24 protein-coding genes are annotated in these 22,444 nt (G+C 70.9%); 16 read left to right on the top strand and 8 right to left on the bottom strand.

Annotation, left to right across the window (positions count from 1 at the left end; translation table 11 throughout):
- The first annotated feature begins 155 nt into the window (after nt 1-155).
- The 15 genes from ACGFYQ_RS09295 (at nt 156) to ACGFYQ_RS09225 (ending at nt 16,733) form a co-directional block, all read left to right on the top strand.
- On the top strand, nt 156-1,427 hold the full coding sequence (locus ACGFYQ_RS09295) for an ATP-grasp domain-containing protein (protein WP_393741610.1): 1,272 nt from the start codon (nt 156-158) through the stop codon (nt 1,425-1,427).
- Nucleotides 1,424-2,257, top strand: coding sequence for a Rossmann-like domain-containing protein (locus tag ACGFYQ_RS09290; protein WP_393741607.1), 834 nt, complete (start codon nt 1,424-1,426; stop codon nt 2,255-2,257). Before ACGFYQ_RS09295 ends, ACGFYQ_RS09290 begins: the two co-directional genes overlap by 4 nt.
- Nucleotides 2,254-3,375 (top strand): PLP-dependent cysteine synthase family protein, encoded by a 1,122-nt coding sequence (locus ACGFYQ_RS09285; RefSeq protein WP_393741605.1) that lies wholly within the window; start codon nt 2,254-2,256, stop codon nt 3,373-3,375. Before ACGFYQ_RS09290 ends, ACGFYQ_RS09285 begins: the two co-directional genes overlap by 4 nt.
- Complete coding sequence (locus ACGFYQ_RS09280; RefSeq protein ID WP_393741603.1) at nt 3,372-4,430, top strand: dipeptide epimerase; 1,059 nt, start codon at nt 3,372-3,374, stop codon at nt 4,428-4,430. Before ACGFYQ_RS09285 ends, ACGFYQ_RS09280 begins: the two co-directional genes overlap by 4 nt.
- Nucleotides 4,427-5,701: an MFS transporter gene (locus ACGFYQ_RS09275; RefSeq protein WP_393741601.1), complete on the top strand. Its 1,275-nt coding sequence runs from the start codon at nt 4,427-4,429 to the stop codon at nt 5,699-5,701. The genes ACGFYQ_RS09280 and ACGFYQ_RS09275 overlap by 4 nt, the downstream gene beginning before the upstream one ends.
- Nucleotides 5,698-6,522 (top strand): class I SAM-dependent DNA methyltransferase, encoded by an 825-nt coding sequence (locus ACGFYQ_RS09270; RefSeq protein WP_393741599.1) that lies wholly within the window; start codon nt 5,698-5,700, stop codon nt 6,520-6,522. Before ACGFYQ_RS09275 ends, ACGFYQ_RS09270 begins: the two co-directional genes overlap by 4 nt.
- Complete coding sequence (locus ACGFYQ_RS09265; RefSeq protein WP_393741597.1) at nt 6,519-8,084, top strand: ABC transporter substrate-binding protein; 1,566 nt, start codon at nt 6,519-6,521, stop codon at nt 8,082-8,084. Before ACGFYQ_RS09270 ends, ACGFYQ_RS09265 begins: the two co-directional genes overlap by 4 nt.
- Entirely contained in the window at nt 8,072-9,028 is a 957-nt protein-coding gene (locus tag ACGFYQ_RS09260) for an ABC transporter permease (RefSeq protein WP_393742127.1), read from the top strand. Before ACGFYQ_RS09265 ends, ACGFYQ_RS09260 begins: the two co-directional genes overlap by 13 nt.
- Nucleotides 9,025-9,834, top strand: coding sequence for an ABC transporter permease (locus tag ACGFYQ_RS09255; RefSeq protein WP_393741595.1), 810 nt, complete (start codon nt 9,025-9,027; stop codon nt 9,832-9,834). Before ACGFYQ_RS09260 ends, ACGFYQ_RS09255 begins: the two co-directional genes overlap by 4 nt.
- Nucleotides 9,831-11,312 carry an ABC transporter ATP-binding protein gene (locus ACGFYQ_RS09250; protein ID WP_393741593.1) on the top strand — a complete coding sequence of 494 codons (1,482 nt, stop codon included), beginning with the start codon at nt 9,831-9,833 and terminating at the stop codon, nt 11,310-11,312. The genes ACGFYQ_RS09255 and ACGFYQ_RS09250 overlap by 4 nt, the downstream gene beginning before the upstream one ends.
- An 82-nt stretch (nt 11,313-11,394) precedes the next feature.
- Nucleotides 11,395-12,342: a metal ABC transporter solute-binding protein, Zn/Mn family gene (locus tag ACGFYQ_RS09245; RefSeq protein WP_393741591.1), complete on the top strand. Its 948-nt coding sequence runs from the start codon at nt 11,395-11,397 to the stop codon at nt 12,340-12,342.
- Between the two features lie 6 nt (nt 12,343-12,348).
- Nucleotides 12,349-13,233, top strand: a complete 885-nt coding sequence (locus ACGFYQ_RS09240) for a metal ABC transporter ATP-binding protein (RefSeq protein WP_393741589.1) — start codon at nt 12,349-12,351, stop codon at nt 13,231-13,233.
- Complete coding sequence (locus tag ACGFYQ_RS09235) at nt 13,230-14,156, top strand: metal ABC transporter permease (protein ID WP_393741587.1); 927 nt, start codon at nt 13,230-13,232, stop codon at nt 14,154-14,156. Before ACGFYQ_RS09240 ends, ACGFYQ_RS09235 begins: the two co-directional genes overlap by 4 nt.
- A gap of 46 nt (nt 14,157-14,202) precedes the next feature.
- A complete protein-coding gene (locus tag ACGFYQ_RS09230; protein ID WP_393741585.1) occupies nt 14,203-14,502 on the top strand; it encodes a DUF1490 family protein in 300 nt (99 codons plus the stop codon).
- A 2-nt stretch (nt 14,503-14,504) separates the two neighbouring features.
- Nucleotides 14,505-16,733: a heavy metal translocating P-type ATPase gene (locus ACGFYQ_RS09225; RefSeq protein WP_393741583.1), complete on the top strand. Its 2,229-nt coding sequence runs from the start codon at nt 14,505-14,507 to the stop codon at nt 16,731-16,733.
- A gap of 50 nt (nt 16,734-16,783) precedes the next feature.
- On the opposite strand, the gene rpsR is transcribed toward ACGFYQ_RS09225, so the two are convergent.
- From rpsR to rpmF, 6 genes are all read right to left on the bottom strand, one after another.
- The gene (rpsR, locus tag ACGFYQ_RS09220; protein WP_393741581.1) at nt 16,784-17,020 is read right to left on the bottom strand and encodes a 30S ribosomal protein S18; all 237 of its coding nucleotides are present in this window, start codon (nt 17,018-17,020) and stop codon (nt 16,784-16,786) included.
- A gap of 52 nt (nt 17,021-17,072) precedes the next feature.
- Entirely contained in the window at nt 17,073-18,185 is a 1,113-nt protein-coding gene (locus tag ACGFYQ_RS09215; protein ID WP_393742125.1) for a CobW family GTP-binding protein, read from the bottom strand.
- A 26-nt stretch (nt 18,186-18,211) separates the two neighbouring features.
- On the bottom strand, nt 18,212-18,460 hold the full coding sequence (locus tag ACGFYQ_RS09210; protein WP_030843780.1) for a type B 50S ribosomal protein L31: 249 nt from the start codon (nt 18,458-18,460) through the stop codon (nt 18,212-18,214).
- Between the two features lie 26 nt (nt 18,461-18,486).
- Complete coding sequence (rpmG, locus tag ACGFYQ_RS09205; RefSeq protein WP_007267663.1) at nt 18,487-18,651, bottom strand: 50S ribosomal protein L33; 165 nt, start codon at nt 18,649-18,651, stop codon at nt 18,487-18,489.
- 144 nt (nt 18,652-18,795) lie between these two features.
- The gene (locus tag ACGFYQ_RS09200) at nt 18,796-19,974 is read right to left on the bottom strand and encodes a GTP-binding protein (RefSeq protein WP_393741578.1); all 1,179 of its coding nucleotides are present in this window, start codon (nt 19,972-19,974) and stop codon (nt 18,796-18,798) included.
- Nucleotides 19,975-19,978: 4 nt separating this feature from the next.
- Nucleotides 19,979-20,149, bottom strand: coding sequence for a 50S ribosomal protein L32 (gene rpmF, locus ACGFYQ_RS09195; RefSeq protein ID WP_007267665.1), 171 nt, complete (start codon nt 20,147-20,149; stop codon nt 19,979-19,981).
- A 957-nt stretch (nt 20,150-21,106) separates the two neighbouring features.
- Here rpmF and ACGFYQ_RS09190 point away from each other — a divergent pair.
- Nucleotides 21,107-21,538, top strand: coding sequence for a transcriptional repressor (locus ACGFYQ_RS09190; protein ID WP_362405762.1), 432 nt, complete (start codon nt 21,107-21,109; stop codon nt 21,536-21,538).
- Nucleotides 21,539-21,793: 255 nt separating this feature from the next.
- Here ACGFYQ_RS09190 and rpsN read toward each other — a convergent pair whose 3' ends face one another.
- Both rpsN and rpmB read right to left on the bottom strand, forming a co-directional pair.
- Nucleotides 21,794-22,099 (bottom strand): 30S ribosomal protein S14, encoded by a 306-nt coding sequence (rpsN, locus tag ACGFYQ_RS09185; protein ID WP_362405759.1) that lies wholly within the window; start codon nt 22,097-22,099, stop codon nt 21,794-21,796.
- Nucleotides 22,099-22,335, bottom strand: coding sequence for a 50S ribosomal protein L28 (gene rpmB, locus ACGFYQ_RS09180; protein ID WP_327364356.1), 237 nt, complete (start codon nt 22,333-22,335; stop codon nt 22,099-22,101). Before rpmB ends, rpsN begins: the two co-directional genes overlap by 1 nt.
- Nucleotides 22,336-22,444: the final 109 nt, after the last annotated feature.

The raw sequence follows: 22,444 nt of genomic DNA, 5'->3' as shown, positions 1-22,444 counted from the left end.
GGTCTCGTGAGCGGCAGGCTACCGGAAATCCGTCCTATTGGAAATGAAAATGATTTCAGGTAGCTTCCTCCTCGTTCGATGCGGACGCCTCCCGTCAGGCGGTCCGTCTCGTGAATATGCCCACCGGTCGTGACGGCATTTTGAGAGGAAGTCCCTTGGCACATCTGCTGGTTGTCGAGAGCTGGGTGGGGTCGATGAGCAGGCTGCTGCCCAGGGCGATTCGTGAAGGCGGGCACGAGTTCACCTTCGTCACCCGGGACCTGCACCACTACCTGCGCGGCGCCGGTTCCGACGGCCCGCATCCGCTGCTGGCGGCGCGCAACATCATCACCGCGGACACCAACGACATGGAGGTCCTGCTGCCCCACCTGGAACGCCTCCACGCGGTGCTCGCCTTCGACGGGGTTGTCTCCTCCTGCGACTACTACCTGCCGGCCGTGGCCCGGACCGCCGAGCGGCTGGGCCTGCCCGGCCCGGCCGCCGAAGCCGTCGAGGCTGCCTGCCGCAAGGACCTGACCCGCCTGGTGCTGGCCGAGGCCGACGTGCCTGGACCCCGTTTCGCGCTGTGCGCGGACACGGCGCAGGCCGCGGCCGCCGCCCGGGGGATCGGCTATCCGCTGGTGGTCAAGCCCGTGGACCTGTGCGCCGGAATGCTGGTCCGCGAGGTACGTGACGAGCGCGAATTGGATGCGGCCTGCCGGGCGCTGGCCGAGTTCCCGGTCAACGCACGCGGGCAGGACCGGATGCCCGTCGTCCTCTTGGAGGAGCTCCTCACCGGTCCCGAAGTCAGTGTCGAGACCGTGTCCTTCGGCGGTGTCACGGGCGTGGTCGGTGTCACGGACAAGAGCATCGGCGGGGCGCCAGCCTTCATCGAGACCGGTCACATGTTCCCGGCGGGCATCGCACCGGAGTCGGAGCGGCAAGCGGTCGACACGGCTGTGGCTGCGATCAAAGCCCTCGGCCTGGACCACGTCGTGTGCCACACCGAGATCAAGCTGACGCCCGAGGGCCCCAAGGTGGTCGAGGTCAACCCCCGCCCAGCCGGTAACCGGATCACCGAGCTGGTCCGCCACGTGACGGGCGTCGACCTGGCCGCCGCCTGCGTGGACGTCGCCCTCGGACGTACGCCCGATCTCACGCCGCGCGCGACCGGTGTGCACAGCGCTGCGATCGCCTTCCTGCTTCCCGACACCACCGGCACCCTCACCGGCATCGAGGGCGCTGACGAAGTCCGGGCGCAACCCGGGGTCCTGGAGCTCACCCTTGCAGAGTCGGGTCGTGCCGTAATGGCCGCGACGAGCAACAACGAATACCTCGGCCACATCATGACGGCCGACACCCTGGGCAGTGGGGCAAGGGAAACCGCCGAGCGGCTCCTCGCGCACCTGCATCCCTGTTACGAGCCGCCATCGGTGGTGCCCGCATGACCACACCCACCCTGCACGAGCCCGCCGTACGCACGCTCGACCAGCTCACCGAAGCAGTTCGCATCGGAGCGTACGGTCCCGACCCGGCCCAGGAACGCATCGCGCTCGCCTTCACCACCGCCCAGGCGGTACGCCACGCCGGCCGCAGCAGCGGCTACCGCAACGAGGTGCTCAGCCTGCGCCTGGAAGCGGCCGTTGGATCCTGCGCCGTGGAGCCGGGCGCCCTGCCGGCGGCGGCACTGGACGACTGTGTCGGCGCCTCGGTGGCCGAACTCCTCGGCCATCCGATGCTTCCCGTGCGGGTCGCCGCGCTCGACGCGTATCTGAGCCATGTGCGCCCCCACACTCCCGACCACGGCGCCCGCCCCTACGCCCTGCCGGCCGGCAGCTCCCTGCACCGGTCCAGAGCCCGTGCTCGGGCTGTGGTCGATCTGCTGCCCGCGACCGGGGTCCGCCGAGTCCTCGTCATTGGCGTGGTGAACTCCCTGCTGGAACAGCTGCGCGAGCGTGGCGCCGGTTACGTGCCCTGCGACCTCAAGGGCGGCACCACCGAGTGGGGCGAGCCCGTACGGGCCGATGCCCTCGCGGAGCTGGAGCACTGCGACGCCGTCCTGGCCTCGGGCATGACCCTGGGGAACGGCACCTTCCAGCCGCTGCTCGACCATGCCGCGGGCACCGGCAAGCCCCTGGTCATGTTCGCCCAGACCGGCAGCGCGGTCCTCCCGCGCTTCCTGGGTGCCGGGGTCAGCGCCGTGTCCGCCGAGCCCTACCCCTTCTTCTGGCTCGACGGCGGCCCGGGAGTCATCCACCGTTACGGAGGCGTCCGGTGACCATCGCACCCCCGCTGGATCGCCCGCTGGCCCACAGCACCAGTCCGGAGCTGCTCAAGCTGGTCGGCCGTACTCCGCTCGCGCGGATCCGTACGGAACTTCCCTACGCCCACCCGGGCTTCTGGGCCAAGCTCGAATGCCTCGGCGCTGGTGGGATGAAGGCGCGGTCCGCCGTGTCTATGCTGAGCGGTGCTCGACAGCGCGGCGAACTCCGCCCGGGCGCCACCGTGGTCGAATCCACCTCAGGAACCCTGGGGGTCGGTCTCGCCTTCGCCGGACAGGCCCTCGGCCACCCGGTCGTCCTTGTCGGCGACGCCGAACTCGAACCGTTGATGCGGCAGTTGCTCCGCGCGTACGGCGCGCACCTGGAGCTGGTGGAGCGACCCGCCCCGGAAGGCGGCTGGCAGGCGGCCCGGATCGCCCGGCTGCGCGAGGTCCTGGCCCGGATCCCGGATGCCTACTGGCCCGACCAGTACAACAACCCCGACAACGCGGCCGGCTACCTTTCCATGGCCGCAGAACTCTGCGGACAGCTCGACCACCTGGACGTCCTGGTGTGCAGCGTCGGCACCGGCGGCCACAGCGCCGGGCTCATCGGCCCGCTGCGCCGCCGCTGGCCCCACCTGAAGGTGATCGGCGTCGACTCCGTCGGCTCCGCCATCTTCGGCCAGCCCGCCCGCCCCCGCCTCATGCGCGGGCTCGGCAGCAGCATCCACCCGCGCAACGTCGCCCACCACGCCTTCGACGAGGTCCACTGGGTCGGCCCCGCCGAAGCGGTCGACGCCTGCCGCAGGCTCGCCCGTACCAGCTTCGTCAGCGGCGGCTGGAGCACCGGAGCCGTCGCCCTCGTCTCCGCCTGGGCCGCCCGGGTGGAAGCGGGCGCGGTCGTCGCGACGGTCTTCCCCGACGGGCCGCACCGCTACCTCGGCACCGTCTACGACGACGACTTCTGCCACGCGCACGGCCTCGACCGGGCCGAACTCGCCCTGCGCCCCCTGGAGATCGCACACCCGCACGCGACCGAGGCCGTCGGCTGGACCCGCTGCCGCACCGTCGTCGACCCGCGCGCGGCCACCCGGCCGCACCTGCCCGCACCGACGCGGGGAGGTGTCGCATGAGACTCGCCTGGCACACCACCGAGCTGGAACTGGCCGAGCCGTTGCGTATCTCCCGCTCGGTGATGGCCCGCCGCGACGCGGTCTGGATCGCGATCGAACACGGCGGCCTGACCGGCTGGGGCGAGGTGGTCAGCAGCGACTACCTCGGCCTACCCACCGCTCGCATCGTCCGGCACCTCACCACGGCGCGCCCTTCAGTGGAACGCCTTTCCAACCCCGAGACCGCGTGGGACGAACACATGGCCGACGCACTGCCCGGCGTGTCGGAGCTGCCGGCCGGTGTGCTCGCCGGGATGGAGGCCGCCCTGCTCGACCTGGTCGGCAAGCGGGCCGGCCGGCCCGCCCACCAGCTGCTGGGCACGCCCACCGCACCGGCCGCGCAGACCACCCGTACGATCGGCATCACCGCGCCCGTACAGGCCGCCGCACAGGCAGCCCGGCTCGCCATGAGCGGCTTCACCGCCCTCAAGGTCAAAGCGGGATCGCCCGATCCGGCCGAGGACCTCGCGCGCGTGGAAGCCGTACGCACCGGCGCCCCCGAGGCGAGCCTGCTCCTCGACCCCAACGGAGCATGGACCGAACGCCAGGCCCTCGACCTGCTCCCGCGCTTCGCCGACCTCGGCGTCACCGCCGCGGAACAGCCCATCCCGCCGGGCAGCCCCGACGCGCTCGCCCGTGTGGCCAAGGAATCCCCCATCCCCGTCATCGCCGACGAGGACGCCGTCTCGTACGAGGACGCCGTGGCGCTCGCCGGCCTGGTCCACGGCGTCAACGTCAAGCTCGCCAAGTGCGGCGGGGTACGGGCCGCCCTGCGCATCCACGAGGCCCTGCGCGGCAGCGGCACCGACCTGATGCTCGGCTGCCTCACTGCCAGCTCCCTCGGCATCGCCCCCGCCGTGCACCTCGCCGACCGGGCCCGCTGGGTCGACCTCGACGGGCACCTGCTGCTCGCCGACGACCCCTGGACCGGCATCGGCGGCACCGACGGCACCGTACGGGCCGCCGAACGCTCCGGACTCGGCGTCCGGCGCACCCACATGGCGGCCGTACGGTGAAGATCCTCAGCTCGATGCGAGGCTTCCCGCTCGCCGTACGCCTGCTCCTGGTCAACCAGCTCGGCGTCAACACCGGCTTCTACCTTCTCATCCCGTACCTCGCCACCCACCTCTCCGACGACCTGGGGCTCTCGGCCGCCGTCGTCGGCGTGGTCCTCGGCCTGCGCAACCTCAGCCAGCAGGGCCTGTTCCTGATCGGCGGCTCGGCCGCCGACCGGCTCGGTGCACGCGGTGTGATCATCGCGGGCTGCGCCCTGCGCACGGTGGGATTCGGCTTGTTCGCCCTCGGCGACAACCTGGCGTTGCTGGTCGCCGCGTCCATACTCAGCGGGCTGGCAGGAGCCCTGTTCAACCCCGCCGTGCGGACGTACGTCGCCCAGGAAGCCGGGGACCGCAAGGCCGAGGCCTTCGCGCTGTTCAACGTCTTCGCCACCACCGGGGCCCTGCTCGGCCCGCTGCTCGGCACCCTGCTACTGCTCGTGGACTTCCGGGCCGCCGCCGTCACCGCGGCCGGGGTGTTCGCCATCCTCACCGTGGCCCAGCTGCTGGTGCTGCCCGCCCGAAAGGTTCCGGCCCCCGAGACAAGGGTGCTCGGCGACTGGCGCGAGGTGGCCGGCAACCGCCGGTTCCTGGCGTTCTCCCTCGCCATGGTCGGCATGTACGGCTTGGAGAACCAGCTGTACCTGCTGCTGCCCCGTGCGGCGACCGATGCCTCCGGCTGGGGCGGATCGGTCGGCCTGCTGTTCCTCGCCGGGACCGTCGCCAACCTGCTGTTCCAGCTGCGCATCACCCGCGCCCTGAAGGCCCGGGGGAGCAGGGGACGCTGGATTGCCACCGGTCTGGGCGTCATGGGCCTCGGATTCCTGCCCCCGATGCTCGTGGCGGGCACTTCCAGCCCACACCCTCTGATCCTTTTGCCGGTGCTCGCGGGCGCCTTGCTGCTGCACATCGGTGTGATGGTCGCCCAGCCCTTCGTGATGGAGCTGATACCGGCCTTCGGGCGCGCGAGCCTGACCGGCACGTTCTACGGCCTCTTCTACGCGGTCTCCGGACTCGCGGCCGCTGTCGGCAGCGCGGGCATCGGCTGGTCCATGGACACCGCCGGCCACACCGGCCTGACCTGGCTGCCGTACGCCTGCTGCCTCGCGCTCGGCCTGACCTCTGCCGCGGCCGTGGCGCACCTGCACCGAAGACGCGCCTTGCCCTCCGACCGGGCCCTGGATCCCCTGCCCCCTCGTGCCCCCGCACGTCCCCGAAGCGAGATTCGATGACAGCGACGACCAGCGGCAACCTGCTCACCGACCACCCCGAGCTCTACGAGGAGCGCTTCCCCGACCCCGAACGGCTCGCCGCCCGCTGGACCGAGGACGTACTGGCCCGCCACGGGGCCGGCCCTCGCGTGCTCGACGTCGGGTGCGGCACTGGCCGGGACGCCGCCTGGCTGCACCACCGGGCCGGGCGCGAGGTCACCGGCATCGACACCTCGCAGGCCATGCTGGCCCACGCGGGCACCCACCACCCCGGCCCTGGGTACCACCTGGCCGACATGCGCGACTTCGACCTCGGCGATGCGACGTTCGACGCGATCGTCTGCCTGGACAGCGCCCTCCTCTACTGCCACACCAACGAGGACCTCACCGACTTCCTCGCCCGCTGCCGCACCCACCTCACCCCCGGCGGGCTGCTCGTCGCCGAGATGCGCAACGGGGCCTTCTTTCTCGGCAACACCGAACTCCTCGACGGCCCACGCACCAACACCTTCACCTGGCGCGGCACCACATACACCTCCCACACCACCCTGTGGATCGATCACGGCGCGCAACTCCTGCGCCGCCGGAGAATCTGGACCGCCGACGACGGCTGTCCGCAGGAGGAGCAGCGCTCCGCCTGGCGCCTGCTCTTCCCGCAGGAACTCCGGTACTTCCTCACCACCGCCGGCTTCGAGGTCCTCGCGCTGCACGACGGGCCCGGGCCCCGCACCGAACCGCCGTGGAGCGAAGGCGAGGCCCCGCACGGGACCGCGAGTTCCGACCGCCTCCACCTCATCGCCCGGCTCATGACCCACCCCAGCAACGGAGACACCACCCCATGAACGACGCCCGCTCCAGCCTCGCCCGCAGAGGCTTCCTGATCGCCACGGGCGCCACCGCCCTCGCCTTCACCGCCGCCTGCGGCAGCGGCGCCACCACCCCGGACGCCAAGAACGCCGCTGAGGGAGCCCCCAAGGCCGGCGGCAAGCTGCGCGCTGCCTTCGCCGGTGGCGGCGCCAACGAGACCCTCGACCCGCACGCCGCCAACCTGTTCGTCGACGCCGCCCGCGCCAAGGCCCTCTTCGACAAGCTCGCCGACTTCGGCGCCGATCTCGCAGCTGTGCCCAGGCTCGCCGAGCGCTGGGAGCCCAACGACGCCCTCGACACCTGGCGGATCACCCTGCGCAAGGCCGCGTTCCACGACGGCCGGCCCGTCACCGCCGAGGACGTCCTCTACAGCTACCGCAGGATCGCCGACCCGAAGGGCACCTTCCGCGCGAAGGCCTCGCTGGAGCCCATCGACCTGGAGGCCAGCCGCGCCGTGGACGCGGGCACCGTCGAGTTCAAACTGAAGCGCCCGTACGCCGAATTCCCCAACGTCCTAGCCGCCTTCGGCGCGTACATCGTCCCCAAGGAAGCCACCGCCTTCGACAAGCCCATCGGCTCCGGGCCGTTCACCTTCGTCTCCTTCAAGCCGGGCAGCTCGCTCGTCGTCAAGCGCAACGACGCCTACTGGGAGGGCGCCCCGCACCTGGAAGAGCTCGAATTCGTCGTCGCCGGCGAGGAATCGGCGCGCGTCAGCGCCCTGCTCGGCGGGCAGGTCGAGTACGCGCACGAACTGAACCCGGCCACCGCCCGCGCCCACGAGGGCAAGGGCAAGATCGACATCGTCCGCCTGCCGGGCAGTGCGATGCAGGGCTTCGTCATGAAGACCGACCGCCCGCCGTTCAACGACCCCCGGGTCCGCCAGGCCTTCTTCCTCATCGCTGACCGCAAGGAACTCGTCGACGGGGCCCTCTCCGGCGCGGGCGAGATCGGCAACGACCTGTTCGGCAAGGGCTACCAGTACTACCCCGCCAGCCTTCCGCAGCGCACCCAGGACCTCGACAAGGCCCGTGCCCTCCTCAAGGGGGCCGGGGCCGAGGGGCTCAAGGTCACCCTCGACACCGCCCCCGCCGCCACCGGCTTCGTCGAGGCCGCCGGCATCTTCAAGGAGCAGGCCGCCAAGGCCGGAGTCACCGTCGAGATCAAGGTCGGTAACAAGGACACCTACTGGAAGGACATCCTGAACAACGGCGCCTTCGCCTCCTACCGCTCGGGCGCCATGCCCATCGAGTCCCACATCTCGCAGCGCCTGCTGACCGGCTCCACCACCAACGCCACCAAGTGGCAGCACAAGGACTTCGACGACCTGTACCAGCAGGCCCAGTCCACCCGCGACGTCACACAGCGCGGCGCCCTCTACGAGCGGATGCAGCGCCGGCTGTACGACGAGGGCGGCTTCCTGATCTGGGGCTTCGCCGACTGGATCATCGCCACCGCACCCAAGGTACGCGGAGTGTCGAAGACGGCACCCGCCAACACCCTCGACTGGGCCCGCTTCGACAAGATCTGGCTCGCGTGACCCTCCACCTGCCATGGATCGGCCGCCGCCTGCTTCTCGGACTGGGGCAGACGGCGGCCGTCGTCCTGTTCATCTTCGCCCTCACCGAGGCGCTGCCCGGTGACGCGGCGGTCGCCCTCGCCGGGGACCAGCCCGATCCGGCCCGCATCGCCCGCATCCGCGAGACGATGGGCCTGGACCGGCCCGCCGCCGAACGCTTCGCCGACTGGGTCGTCGGCCTCCTGCACGGCGACCTCGGCACCTCCCTGGTCACCGGACGGCCCGTCACCGGTTACCTGGCCGCCGGACTCGGCCCCACGCTGCTGCTGGCCGCCGCGACCCTCGCCCTGCTCGTCCCCCTCTCGGTTGGGCTCGGGGTCCTGGCGGCCCGCCGCGAGGGCGGCCCGCTGGACCGGACCGTCAGCGCCCTGACCCTCGCCGTGCACGCCGTACCGGAGTTCGCCGTCGGGGTCCTGCTCGCCACGCTCTTCGGACTGTGGCTGGGTTGGCTGCCGCCCACCGCCGTCGGCGCCGACGTGTTCACCGAGCCCGCCGTCCTGATCCTGCCCGTCGTCGTCCTGCTGTCGCGGCCCGTGTGCACCATCAGCCGCCTCGTGCGCGCCGGGATGATCGAAGCGACGGCCTCCCCGTACGTCGCCCAGGCCCGCCGCTACGGAGTTTCCGGCGCCCGAGTCACCTGGACGCACGCCCTGCCCAACGCGCTCGCCCCCGCCATCCAGCAACTGGCCCGTACCTGCGACTGGCTCCTGAGCGGAGTGATCGTCGTGGAGGCACTCTTCGTGATCCCAGGCCTCGGCACCGTACTCATCGAAGCCGTGGCCGCCCGTGACCTCCCCGTCGTCCAGGGCATGGCCGTCGTCTTCGGCACCGTCACCGTCGCGGTCAACCTCGCCGCCGACCTGGCCGCCCGACGCTTCGCACCCCGATCCGAGGTGGCGGCATGAAGCAGAAACCATCGAGGTCCCTCCTCGCCCTCGGGCTGATCGGCCTCCCTGTCCTGCTCGCCCTGGTGGGACCCCTCGTGGCAGGTCCGGCAGGTCCGCGATCGGTTTCCTTCGCCTCCCCCGAAGGTCACTGGCTCGGCACCGACTTCAGCGGGCGCGACGTATGGCAGCAGGTACTCCTCGGTGGCCGCTCCGTGGTACTCGTCGCGCTCGCCGCCACCGCGCTCGCCTATCTCATCGCCATCCCGCTGGGCCTCACCGCAGCCCTCACCCGCCGCGCCTGGCTGGAAGAAGCACTGATGCGACCCCTGGACGTGGTCATCGCGGTCCCCTCGCTCCTGCTGGTGCTGCTCGTCGCGGCCACCCTCACCCCGGGACCCGCCGGACTGACCGTCCTGGTCGGCCTGGCAGCCGTACCCGACGCAGCCCGCGTCGTGCACGCGGCGGCCGTCGAGATCTCCTCCCGGCCGGCCGTGGAAGCGCTGCGCATGCAGGGCGAATCCTGGTGGCGCACGGCCGTCGGGTACGTGGCCCGCTCCATGCGCCGCACCCTCGCCGCCGACGCCGGGATCCGGCTCACCGGAGCCCTCTACCTCGTCGCGACCGCTGCCTTCCTCGGCGTGGGAGTCCAGCCGGACGCTGCCGACTGGGCAGTGATGGTCGACCGCAACCGCACCGGCCTTTTCCTCCAGCCCTGGGCCGTGGTCGTGCCGGCCTTGCTCATCGCGGCCCTGTCGATGGGCACCAACCTCTTGTTCGACGCCGCCCTCCAACGGCACACCCCCCGGAAGGGAGCGCCGCGATGACCGTCGTCGCACACGTACGGGACCTGCGCGTCGAGATCGGCGGACGGGCGATCGTGGACGGCGTGAGCCTCTCCGCCCATGCGGGGAGGATCACCGCCGTCATCGGCCCGTCCGGCAGCGGCAAGACCACCACGGGGCTCGCCCTGCTCGGCGAGTACCCGGCCGGCGCCGTCGTCGACGGGGAGGTCCACACACCCGCCGGCCCGGTCGGATACATACCGCAGCACCCGGCATCCGTCCTCAACCCCGCCCGCCGGGTGGGAGCGCTCCTCGCCGACATCGCCGCCCGCCAGGGAGGCGACCGGCGCGAGCGCATCCGCCGCACCGAAGAGGCCCTGCGCCTCGCCCAGATTTCGGATCCCGCGGCTGTGCTGCGGCGCTTCCCCCACCAGCTCTCCGGCGGACAGCAGCAGCGGGTCGTCCTGGCGCAGGCCTTGCTGCTCGGTGCGCGGGTCATCGTCGCCGACGAACCCACCACCGGTCAGGACGTCCTCACCAAGCAGGGCATGGTGGCGGAGCTGGCCGCCGTCGCCGCCCAGGGCATCGCCGTCGTCCTGCTCAGCCACGACCTGGACGTCGTACGGGAACTGGCCGACGAGGTCGTGGTGATGCGGGACGGGCGCGTCGTGGAGCGGGGACCCGCGTCGTCAGTCCTGGAAGGACTCGTACCGGAGCAGCCCAGCGCTTCGCGAGCGCCAGGCCCGCGCGGCCCGATGCGTCTGGAGACGCGGAATCTGACCGCACGGCACCGCACCACGCGGGGAGCAACCGGGGTGCTCAGCGACATCGGAGTCTCACTCGCGGCAGGGGAGTGCCTGGCGCTGGTCGGCCGTTCAGGCAGCGGCAAGACCACCCTCGGACGCTGCCTGGCCGGCCTGCATCGCACGTACGACGGTACGGTCCTGCTCGACCGGATGCCGCTGCCGCGCAGCCTGCGTTCCCGTAGTCGCGCCGAGCTGGCGGCGGTGCAGTACGTGTTCCAGGACGCGAAAGCCGCCTTCGGCGAGTACCGGCCGGTCCTCGACCAGGTGGCCCGCAGCGCGGTACGGCTCCGCGGCGCCGGACCGACGGACGCACGGCGTACTGCCCTGAGCACCCTCGGTGAGTTCGGCCTCAGCGAGAGCCTCGCCAGGCGCCGCCCCGGAGAGCTCTCAGGCGGCGAACTCCAGCGAGCGGCGCTGGCACGGGCCCTGCTGGCCGAGCCACAGGTCCTCATCTGCGACGAGATCACCTCCGGCCTCGACACGGCCACCCGGACGACCATCCTCGACGCCCTCGCCCTGCTCAGGGAACGCAACGACCTCAGCCTGGTCTTCATCACCCACGACCTTGCTGCCGCCGCAGTCCTCGCGGACCGGATCGCGGTTCTCGACGCAGGCCGCATAGTCGAGGCCGGCCCCGCCCGTCAGCTGATCGAGATGCCCCAGCACCCCATCACCAAGGGGCTCCTGTCCGCCTCTTTGACGCAGAACGCCTGATCGCCAACTGGAGGGCGGGGCCACCCGGGGAGATACTGCAAGTGATGACCGTTTCGGTTTCCCCTCCGGCAGGGAGGACGCCATGCGCGTCTCCTCCGCCCGTGGTGCGGGCGCGCTCGTCGGGGTCACGCTGGCGCTGACCCTCGTCGGGTGCACCCCGGCCGGTGCCGGTGCCAGCGCCGACCCCGCGGCCGACGGGAGGCGAGCGGCCCCGCCGGTCGCCATCCCCGTGGTCGCCTCCACCAACGTGTACGGGGACATCGTCGAGCGGATCGGTGCCGACAGGGTCGATGTCGTCTCGGTCATCAGCGACCCGGCGCAGGACCCCCACTCGTACGAGGCCAGCACGCGAACCCAGCTGGAGCTGTCCAAGGCGAAGATCGTCGTCGAGAACGGCGGCGGCTACGACGATTTCATCGACCGGATGCTCCGCAGCTCGGGCAACTCCTCCGCTGACGTGATCAACGTCGTCGACGTCTCAGGAAAGGTGGCCCCCTCGGGCGGGGAGCTGAACGAGCACGTCTGGTACGACCTCCCCACGATGGGCCGACTCGCGGACCGGATCTCGGCCGCCCTGGCCCGTGTCGAACCCGCCGACGCGGGCACGTTCCGCGAGAACGCCAAGGAATTCAAGGACGAGCTGGCATCCCTCCAGGCCCGGACGGACCGGATCAAGGCGGACCACGGGGGCACGCCGGTAGCGGTCACCGAGCCGGTACCCCTGTACCTGACCGAGGCATGTGGCCTGGTGAACCGGACTCCCGCCGCATTCAGCGAGGCCGTAGAGGAAGGCGAGGAGGTCTCGCCCCGGACCCTGCGCGACACCCTCGCGCTGTTCACCGGCAGGAAGGTCGAGGCACTCGTCTACAACGAGCAGACCGCGGGGCCCCAGACCGAGAGGGTCAAGCAGGCCGCCGAGGACGACCGCATCCCCGTGGTCTCCGTGACCGAGACGCTGCCCGCGGGCCAGGACTACATCGGCTGGATGACCGCCAACGTCGACGCGCTCCAGAGCGCCCTGAGCCGGTGACGTGCTGTGGACCGTACAGAAGCCGTCACGCCACTCACCCACCCCGCCCCCACCCCCCGGACGGACATCGCCTCCGCCGCACCTGTCATTAGCCTGCACGGCGCCGCACTTGCCTATGGCGACCGGGTGCTGTGGCACGATCTGGACCTCGACGTACGTCCCGGCGAGTTCCTGGCGGTGCTGGGGCCGAACGGATCGGGCAAGACAAGCCTGCTTCGCGTACTCCTCGGACGCCTGCCGCTGACGGCGGGCTCGCTGGAGGTGCTGGGCCTGCCGCCTCGACGAGGCAGCCGGCACGTCGGCTACGTCCCGCAGCAGAAGGCCCTCCCCGCCCACACGATGCTGCGGGCCCGGGACCTGGTCCGGCTCGGCATGGAAGGGCACCGCTGGGGGATGCCGATCGCCCCCGGCGCGGTCCACCGCCGGGTGGAGGAGATCCTGGACTCCGTAGGCGCCCTGCCCTACGCGGACGCGCCCGTCGGCATGCTGTCGGGTGGCGAACAGCAGCGTGTCCGCATCGCGCAGGCCCTGGCCACCGACCCGCGGATCCTGCTGTGCGACGAGCCCCTGCTCTCCCTCGACCTCCAGCACCAACGCACGGTCACGGCCCTAGTGGACCGACGGCGGTGCTCCGCCGGCACCGCGGTCGTCTTCGTGACGCACGAGATCAATCCGGTGCTCGGTCTCGTCGACCGCGTCCTGTACCTGGCCCCGCGCGGATTCCGGATCGGCCCGCCGGACGAGGTGATGACCACGGCCGCCCTGTCAGAGCTGTACGGGACCGAGGTCGACGTCGTCCGGGTACGGGGCCGCATCGTCGTGGTGGGGGCACCAGACACGGCCGGCACACACCACCCCTCGTCCACCACCAATGGCGGTGGACGGCCATGACCGGACCGTGGCCGCTGGCCGACAGCGGTGAGGATGGCGGCATCTGGCGGCAGATTTTCAACTTCGAGAACTACGGCGACCTGCTGGCCCTGGTCCACAACTCGCTGCTGGCCGGAGCCCTGGTGGGACTGGTGGGCGGGCTGGTCGGGGTGTTCGTGATCATGCGCGACCTGCCGTTCGCGGTGCATGGCATCAGCGAGCTGTCGTTCGCCGGTGCGGCGGCGGCGCTCCTGCTGGGGGTCAACATCGTCGCCGGATCCATCGTGGGCTCCCTGCTCGCGGCGGCGGCCATCGGCGTGCTGGGGGTGCGCGCCCGTGACCGGAATTCCATCATCGGCGTCCTCATGCCGTTCGGTCTGGGCCTGGGTGTGCTCTTCCTGTCCCTCTACAAGGGGCGGGCGGCCAACAAATTCGGGATTCTGACCGGCCAGATCATCGCGGTCGACACGCCGCAGATGGCATGGCTCCTCAGCACGTCCGTGGTGGCGCTGGCTGCCCTCGTGTTCCTCTGGCGGCCCCTGACCTTCGCCAGCGCGGACCCGGAGCTCGCCGAGGCCAGGGGTCTGCCCGTCCGTGCCCTGTCGCTGGCGTTCATGCTGGTTCTCGGGCTCGCGGTGGCCCTGTGCGTCCAGATCGTCGGAGCCCTGCTCGTCCTCGCGCTGCTCGTCACCCCGGCGGCGGCCGCCGCCCGGGTCACAGCCTCCCCGGTGCTGCTGCCGGTGCTGAGCGTCGCCTTCGCGCTCGTGGCGATGGAAGGGGGCATCCTGCTCGCCCTGGGGAGCACCATCCCGATCAGCCCGTACGTCACGACCATCTCGTTCCTCATCTACCTGGGGTGCCGACTGGCGAGCGGTCGGCGGGCCGCCCAGTGGGCTGTGGCCCGGGCTCGGCTCGACCCGGTGGGTGCGGCGGGTCCACACTGAGAGGGAGGTCCGTCGTGCCGTTCGGCGCGTACGGAAGGAGCTGCTCATGCACCCCCTCGCGATCGCCGCTGCGGCAGGCGGCAAGCTGGCCCATTACGCGATATCCGGCGTGGTGGGCGGCCTGATCATCAGGAACGCGACCGCTGCGGCGCCGGCCGCGCGCAAAGCGCTGGTCAGCAGTCTCGCGGGCGGGATCGTGGCGAGCAGGTGGCTGGCCTCGGCTGCCGAGGAGGCCCGGCTGAAGGCCGGCGACATGCTGGCCGAGGCCCGTACATCGCTCGGCGAAGAGGTGCCCCCGCCGTCCGCCGTCACCGTCAATCACGACGATCACGGACACGAGCACTGATCATGTCGAACGTCCTGGTCTGCTCGGTGGCAGCGGGGCGCGTCCGGCTGTCAGTGCCCTGGCTGAGAGCACGGCCCGGCTGCGCCGGCCTCGTCGACGACCGGCTGACCGGCATCATCGGCTTCCGCGCGCTGCGGATCTTCCCGCGTACCGGGAGCGTCGTGATCTGGGTAGCCCCCGACGACTTGAACGTCGAGCAGCTCGTCGACGCCCTTGAGGAGGCACCGCCCGCCGCCGTGGCGGCGGCCAAGCCCTCCCGGTCCCTGCCCGACACCTCCACCGGAGAGGTGGCCCGGCTGGTGGTCGGCGGAGCGGTCCTGGCCTTCGTGGCGCTGCGGCGCCTGCTCGGCAGGCCCCGGATCTCCTTCGGATCCTCCGGGCTGCTCGGCCTGGTGACCGTCTTCACCGGTCTGCCGTTCTTCCGGGGCGCCCTGCGCACACTGCGCGGCCGCAGCAGCCCGGGTACGGACACGCTGGTCACGGCGGCGACGGTCATCTCCCTCGTACTCCGGGAGAACGTGGTCGCCCTCACCGTCCTGTGGCTGCTGAACATCGGCGAGTTCCTCCAGAACCTCACCCTGCGCCGCACCCGCCGCGCCATCGAAGAACTGCTCACCATCGGTGACGAGCGCGTCTGGCTGGTACGCGAAGGCGTCGAGCTCGAGGTCGACCTGGAAACCGTGGAGCCGGGCGACACCGTCGCCGTGTACGAACACCACCGCATCCCCGTCGACGGACACGTGCTCACCGGCGAGGCCCTGGTGGACCAGGCGGCCGTCACCGGTGAGGCGCTGCCCATCTACGCCAGGGAAGGCGCCCACGTCTACGCCGGCACCATCGTCACCTCCGGCTCGCTCACCATCCGCGCGGACTCCGTCGGCCGGGACACCACGGTCGGCAGGATCATCAGCCGGGTCGAGGAGGCCCAGTCGGACCGGGCGCCGATCCAGACCGTGGCCACCCGCTTCACCCAGCGCTTCGTCCCCGTCTCCTTCGCCCTGGCCGCAGTCACCTACGTCGTCACCCGTGACGCCCGGCGCGCGATGACCATGCTGCTCATCGCCTGCCCCTGCGCGGCGGGCCTGGCCACCCCGACCGCCATCAGCGCGGCCATCGGCAACGGTGCCCGCCGCGGCACCCTCATCAAGGGCGGCACCCACCTGGAGGGAATCGGCCGGGTCACCGCAGTCGTCTTCGACAAGACCGGCACCCTCACCTTCGGCCGCCCCCTGGTCACGAGCGTGGTGACCCTCAGCGAGGAGGTCACCGCCGACGAGGTCCTGAGCCTGGCCGCCTCCGGCGAACTGCACGCACGCCACCCGCTCGCCCAAGCCATCGTCGCCCGCACCGAGGAGCAGCACCTCCACGTGCCGATCCATCAGGCGTGCGAAGTCGTCCTCGGGATGGGCATGCGCGCCGAACTCGACGGAACCCGACTCCTCGTCGGCAGCCCCGCCCTCCTGCGCCAGCACGGCGTCGACCTCACCGAGGACGCCCGGAGCTGGACCGACCGGCTGCGCGCCGGCGGTGAGACCGTCATCTGCCTCGCCCACGACGAGGACCTCATCGGCATGCTCGGCGTCTCCGACGCCGTACGGGCCGGCGCCGAAACCGTCGTCCAGCAGCTGCGTGACCTAGGCGTTTCCCGCCTGATCCTGCTCACCGGCGACGCGCAGGAGACCGCCCAGGTCGTCGCCGACACCCTCGGGATCACCGAAGTCCACGCCCACGCGCTCCCGGAGGCCAAACTCCAGCTGATCCGGGACCTCCAGGCCGAAGGCCACACCGTCGCCATGGTCGGCGACGGCACCAACGACGCCCCCGCCCTCGCCCTCGCCGACGTCGGCATCACCATGGGCGAGCACTCCTCCCATGTGGCCCTGGAGACCGCCGACATCGCCCTGGCGGGCAACGACCTGCGCCAGGTCGCCGCCGTTGTGGAACTGAGCCGCCACACCCTGCGCGTCGTACGGCAGAACTACGGGCTCGCGATCGGCGTCAACCTGCTCGGCCTGGTCGCGGGCGCGGGCGGTTCCATGAATCCCGTTCTCGCGGCTCTGCTGCACAACACGAGCAGCATCGCCGTGGTCGGCAACTCGGCACGCCTCGTCAACCACACACCGCACCTGCCCCGCGTGGGTGACGACGTCCTGCGGCGGGCCCCACTGGAGGAGCGCCGCGTAGCCCATCGGCATCCCGCAGGGGGAGCCGACGACGAGCTTGAGCCGTAAGGTTTCGCAGACCTGGCTGTCCCACGACTCTGGCCCAACGTGGCCGTGCGCTATCGGCTGGCGTACGGGAGCAGGGCCATCTCGCGGGCGTTCTTGATGGCCAGGGCGAGTTGGCGCTGCTGCTGGGCGGTGACGCGGGTGACGCGGCGGCTGCGGATCTTGCCGCGGTCGGAGATGAACTTGCGGAGCAGGTCGGTGTCCTTGTAGTCGATGTACGTGATGCCTGCCGTGTCCAGCGGGTTGGGGCGGGACTTCAGCGGCTTGCTGGGGGAGGGGCGGCGGGCCATGGGTGTTCCTCGGGGTACGGAGTTCGGGGTGTTGGTGAGTGGGTCGCAGGGGTCAGGCGACGGAGTCGAGTAGCGGCCCGAATGCGGCGGGGAGCTGCTTCCACGCCTCCCGTCCGGCGGTGTACTCGGCTTCGGTCAGGAGGCAGGAGTCCAGGAGCTGTTCGATCCCGTCGCGGTCGAGGCCGGGCGAGGTGAAGACCAGGTGCTGGCAGCAGTCGCCGTGTTCGGGGTCCCAGTCGAGGGCGGCCGCGGCCTGACGCATGGCGGGGACCAGGTCCCAGGCGGCGTCGGGGAGCGAGGCCAGCCAGGGGCCGGCGTTCTCCACGCACAGCGCACCACCGGCCGCGTCCCATGCCAGGAGGGTGTCGGGGCGGTCGGCGAGCCAGAACCGGCCGCGGCTGCGGGCCGCGGCGCAGGTCAGGTCTTCCAGGGCCTGGTAGAGCCGCTCGGGGTGGAACGGCCGGCGGCGCTGCCATACGAGTGTGGCGACTCCGGCCTCGTCCGCTTCCTGGGGGAGGAGCGCGCAGGCGGGATGCTGGGCGGCGGCGGCCGTCTCCACGTCGAAGCCGGCGAACGCCAAGCGGGTGAGTTCGCTGGAGCCGGTGGGTACCTGGCGGGCCGTCGGGTGCAGTTGGGCGAGCAGGGCGCGGTCCTCGTCGTCGGCCTCGTCGCTGTCGGCGATCGCGAGGACTGGCGCGTATTCGAGCTGACGGGCCCAGGTGTCCCCGACGGTCCGCTGGTCGGTGGCGGCCGCGGCGAGTCCGGCCTCGGTGAGGTCGTCTCCGTTGCCGAGGCAGGGCAGGACGAGCGCGGGGTCGACGGCGGTGATCACGTTGGTGAGTTCCAGTACGTCACCGGCGTGTGCGGCCACGACCTCGGCCATGGCCCGGGGCTCGACCGAGTCCCAGAGTTCCACCACGGCCAGGCGGGTCAAGCCGCCGGCGGCCAGTCGCTCCAGCTCGGGGACGAGGTCCTCGCGCAGTGCGCAGCAGGCGCAGTCGTTGACCAGCGGAGTCTCGTCCGCGGATATCGCACCCCCCGAATCGCGCAGCGTGCGCAGCACGTTGCCGCCGGCGGCCGAGGACAGATCGTGGTGCAGGGCGATACTTCCCGGCACGGCGCGCAGCAGGTGCTCGACGGTCTCCTTGCGCGCGTCGGCGTGCATGCCGCCGACGATCACGACGGGGAGGGTCACTTCCGCCCTCCGTAGCGGCGCTCGAAGCGTTCGACGCGGCCGGCGGTGTCCAGGACGCGGGCGGTGCCGGTGTAGAAGGGGTGGCTCTGCGAGGAGATTTCGACGTCGATGACGGGGTAGGTGTTGCCGTCCTCCCATTCGACCGTCTTGTCGCTGGTGGCGGTGGAGCGGGTAAGGAAGGCGAAGTCGGCGGCCTTGTCGCGGAAGACGACGGGTCCGTAGGCGGGGTGGATTCCAGGCTTCATGGGGCGGCTCTCTCTGGGGGAGGGGGTCAGCGCTCTTCGCGGAAGTCGACGTGCCGGCGGACGACCGGGTCGAACTTGCGCAGCACCATCCGGTCCGGGTCGTTACGCCGGTTCTTGCGGGTGACGTACGTGTAGCCGGTGCCGGCGGTCGAGCGGAGCTTGATGATCGGGCGTACTTCGTTGCGTGCCATGGCAGCAGTATACGGGAATGGGAATCGTTTTCAATAATGATTCCGACTCTCCCTGGGGGAGGGCCGGACCCTACGAGCGGTGCGGTCTGTGGAGAGGCCGGGCCGGACGGTGCCGTGGCTGCGACCACCGTCCGGCCCGGAGATTCAGGCCGCTTGAGGTGCGGCGGGTTCGTGCTCGCAGGCGTCGTCGATCCCGTACGTCTCCCAGTCCGGGAAGTCGTCCACGGCGGGCACGGTTTCGCCCGGGCCGAGCAGGCAGGCTTCGAGGGCCGCCCGCAGTGCGTCGGCGCGAAGGCCTGTGCCGATGAAGACGAGTTCCTGGCCCTGCGTGGTGTCCGGCCCGCGGGCGCCCGAGGGCTCGAAGCGGGCGACGGCGCCGGCCTGGGACCAGAGGCCGGTCACGCGGGGGCGGCTGGCCAGCCAGAAGAAGCCCTTGGAGCGCAGGATCTGTCCGAATGTCCCGCTGTCGAGGCCCTTGGTGACGAAGGTCCACAGTCGGCCGGGGTGGAAGGGTAGGTCGGAGCGGAATACGAGCGAGGAGATCCCGTACTCCTCGGTTTCCGGAACGTGGTCTCCGTTGAGCTCCTTGACCCAGCCCGGGGCCTGCTGGGCCCGCTCGACATCGAACAGGCGAGTGCCCAGCACCTGTTCGAGAGCCACCTGTCCGCGGACGGCGGGCACGATCCTCGCCTCGGGGTTGAGCCGCGCGAGCGTCGCGCGCAGCCGGGCGACCTCCGTCGGCCCGACCAGGTCGAGCTTGTTGAGGACGATGACGTCCGCGAACTCGATCTGGTCCATGAGGAGATCGCTGACGGTGCGCTCGTCGTCCTCGTACTGGTCGAGCCCGCGAGCGGTGAGTTCGTCGCCGCAGGCGAGTTCCGGCAGGAAGTTCGCGGCGTCCACGACGGTGACCATCGTGTCGAGTCGTGCCAGGTCACCCAGGGTGGCGCCGTCGTCGCGCGGGAACGAGAACGTGGCCGCCACGGGCATCGGCTCGGAAATCCCGCTGGACTCGATCAGCAGGTAGTCGAAGCGCCCCTCGCGGGCCAGCCGGTCGACCTCCTCCAGCAGATCGTCGCGCAGGGTGCAGCAGATGCACCCGTTGGTCATCTCGACCAGCCGCTCCTCGGTCCGCGACAGCGCGGCCTCTCCGCCGCGCACTAGGGCGGCGTCGATGTTGACCTCGCTCATGTCGTTCACGATGACCGCGACCCGCAGGCCCTCGCGGTTGCCGAGCACGTGGTTGAGGAGGGTGGTCTTGCCGGCTCCAAGGAATCCGGACAGGACGGTGACCGGGAGCGGGGCGTTCGTCGGGCGTGCCATCGGCTCAGCCTTCAGGGCGCAGCAGGCCGCGTTCGTACGCCTTCACCAGTCGCTGCGGGACCTGGTACACGGAGCCGTCGACCGTGATCGGGACGAGCTGCGGCGTCGTGGCCTTCCACTGGGCCCGGCGGTGACGGGTGTTGCTCCGGGACATCTTCCGCTTGGGGACGGCCATCGGGATCTCCTGAGGTGTCGAAGTGTTTCGACGCGAAGCTACATGAAAACGACGACCATTTTCAATCTAGAGTGGCTTGGGCGGCAGGGGGGCAGGTCGGCAGCAGGGGCGTTGAGGCGGTGGCGCGACGGCGCCATGTCGGGGTCGGGGCGGCACCTGTGCCGCATATGGCGTTTCGGCGGTGCCCGGGAGTGTGTGGAAGGAGTCGATGGGGGTCTTGGCGTCCTCGCGCCCGTCGGCGAGCTGGACAGGGGTGCTGGTGACTGCGAGGCGTGGGACCTGTTGGGGCGCCCGCCCGTCCGGCGGTGCGGGGCGTTGGTGTGTGCGTGTTGAGCCAACGGGGATCGGTCGGGGGCTGGAATCAGCGCGGCTGGCGCGTGTAGGCAGGCGGGGCCTCTGGCTCAACACAGCCGCGCGCGACGCCCGTTGGAGCCCCCCTTGGCGCCGCGGGGGCGTCGCGCGCGACCGCGGCTCACTTAATCAGTTATGGGAATCGTTTTCAACGGTGGGGGTCGGGCAACCTGAGGATGAAGCGGTCGTCCTTGCCGCCGGCAGCCTCACGGGCTGAATCGACCACGGCAGCGCACGCAGCCACCCTTGCTGCACTGGGGTGGCACGGCGCTTCCGGCCACGGGGCGAGCGTGATGGGGAAGCAGGGCGCGCCGTGGGCTGGAAGTGCGCCGCGATCGTCAACGGCGTCGGTTCGGCCCCCGAAAGGGCCGAACTTGCGCACGCGGCGGACTCCAAGAAGGGTGAGTCCCGGCATGCCGGCTACCTGGAGATCGCGATGCGGCGTAACGCACCTCCAGAAGGCGCTCGGAGCGATGTCGCGAGACCTCCTCTTCCCGACCACTGAGCCAGGGGAAATTACCGTGGCATCTGCCATGGTTTGGAAGAGTGGGGCGTGCGACCCGTAGCCTGACGCAACGAGCCTGCGTGCCCAAAGAGGAGGAAGAGGTGGCCACTGTGCCTGGCGAGACGAGCGGCGCGCCAGTCCGGCAACGGTCCACCCGGCAGCGGGCCGCCGTAGTGGCGGCGCTCGACGACGTCGATGAGTTCCGGAGTGCGCAGCAGCTGCACGATGTGCTCAAGCGTCGCGGTGACTCCGTGGGCCTGACGACCGTCTACCGCACCCTCCAGCACCTGGCGGACTCGGGTGAAGTCGACGTGCTCCGTACCGGCGACGGCGAGGCCGTCTACCGGCGCTGTTCCAGCGGCGATCACCACCACCATCTGGTCTGCCGCTCGTGCGGCAAGGCGGTGGAGGTCGACGGTCCGGCCGTCGAGAAGTGGGCTGCGGCGATCGCGGCCAAACATGACTTCGTCGGCATCGCCCATACCGTGGAGATCTTCGGCACCTGCGCCGACTGCGCAGCGGCCGCAGCCTGAAGGGCGGCCGAACCGGCGTCCGCACAGGACGGGTGACCTCCAGGCAGCAGTTCGTGACTCTTCGCGAACGATCCGGTGACGACGCCGTCTTTTGACCCCTGACCTCGGCTTGCCGCCGTCGCACCGGCCAGCTGTGCGCGCTTTACCGAACCGGGAGGCCGAGGGGGAGTAGCCCCAATCGGTGGCACAGCTGCCGACACACCCCACCGGATCCCCATGGGAGTGCGTCGGCAGCGGAGTGTCATCCGGGTGGGACTACCAAGAGGACTTGGTCACGCCGGGGAGGAAGCCGGCGTGCGCCTGCTGCCGGGCGCGTACGCGGGAGAGCCCGAACTTGCGCAAATAGCCGCGGGGGCGGCCGTCGACGCTGTCGCGATTACGTACGCGGGTGGCGCTGGCGTTACGTGGCTGTCGGCGCAGTTCTGCCAGCGCGCTCCGGCGCTCGTCCTCGGTGGACGAAGGGCGCCGGATGATCTCCTTCAGTTCGGCCCGCCGCGCGGCGTGCCGCTCAACGACCTCCTTGCGCTTCTCGTTCTGCGCGATCTTGCTCTTCTTCGCCATCAGACCTTCACTCCTCGCGCCCGGATCCGGGCGACGGCGGCCTCGATGCCGATGGCGTCCACCGTCTTGATCGCCTTGGCGCTCAAGGTCAGGCGGACGTTGCGGCCCTCGCTGGGCAGCCAGTAGCGCTTGCTCTGGATGTTCGGGTCGAAGCGGCGTGACGTACGCCGGTGGGAGTGGGAGATGTTGTTGCCGAACCCGGGCTTGGCGCCGGTCAGTTGGCAGTGGGCGGACATGGGTGAATCCTGCCTCTCTCTAGCCATCACTTATTGGCAATGGAAACCATATCCATATACTAGCCTCATGGTCCGCACGGATTCCGCCCGACCGCCGGGCTTGGTCACC

It is taken from the genome of Streptomyces sp. NPDC048258 (assembly GCF_043201995.1).
Taxonomy (GTDB): domain Bacteria; phylum Actinomycetota; class Actinomycetes; order Streptomycetales; family Streptomycetaceae; genus Streptomyces.
The sequence above is the reverse complement of the archived record's forward strand: the minus strand, read 5'-3'. Positions and strand labels throughout refer to the sequence as shown.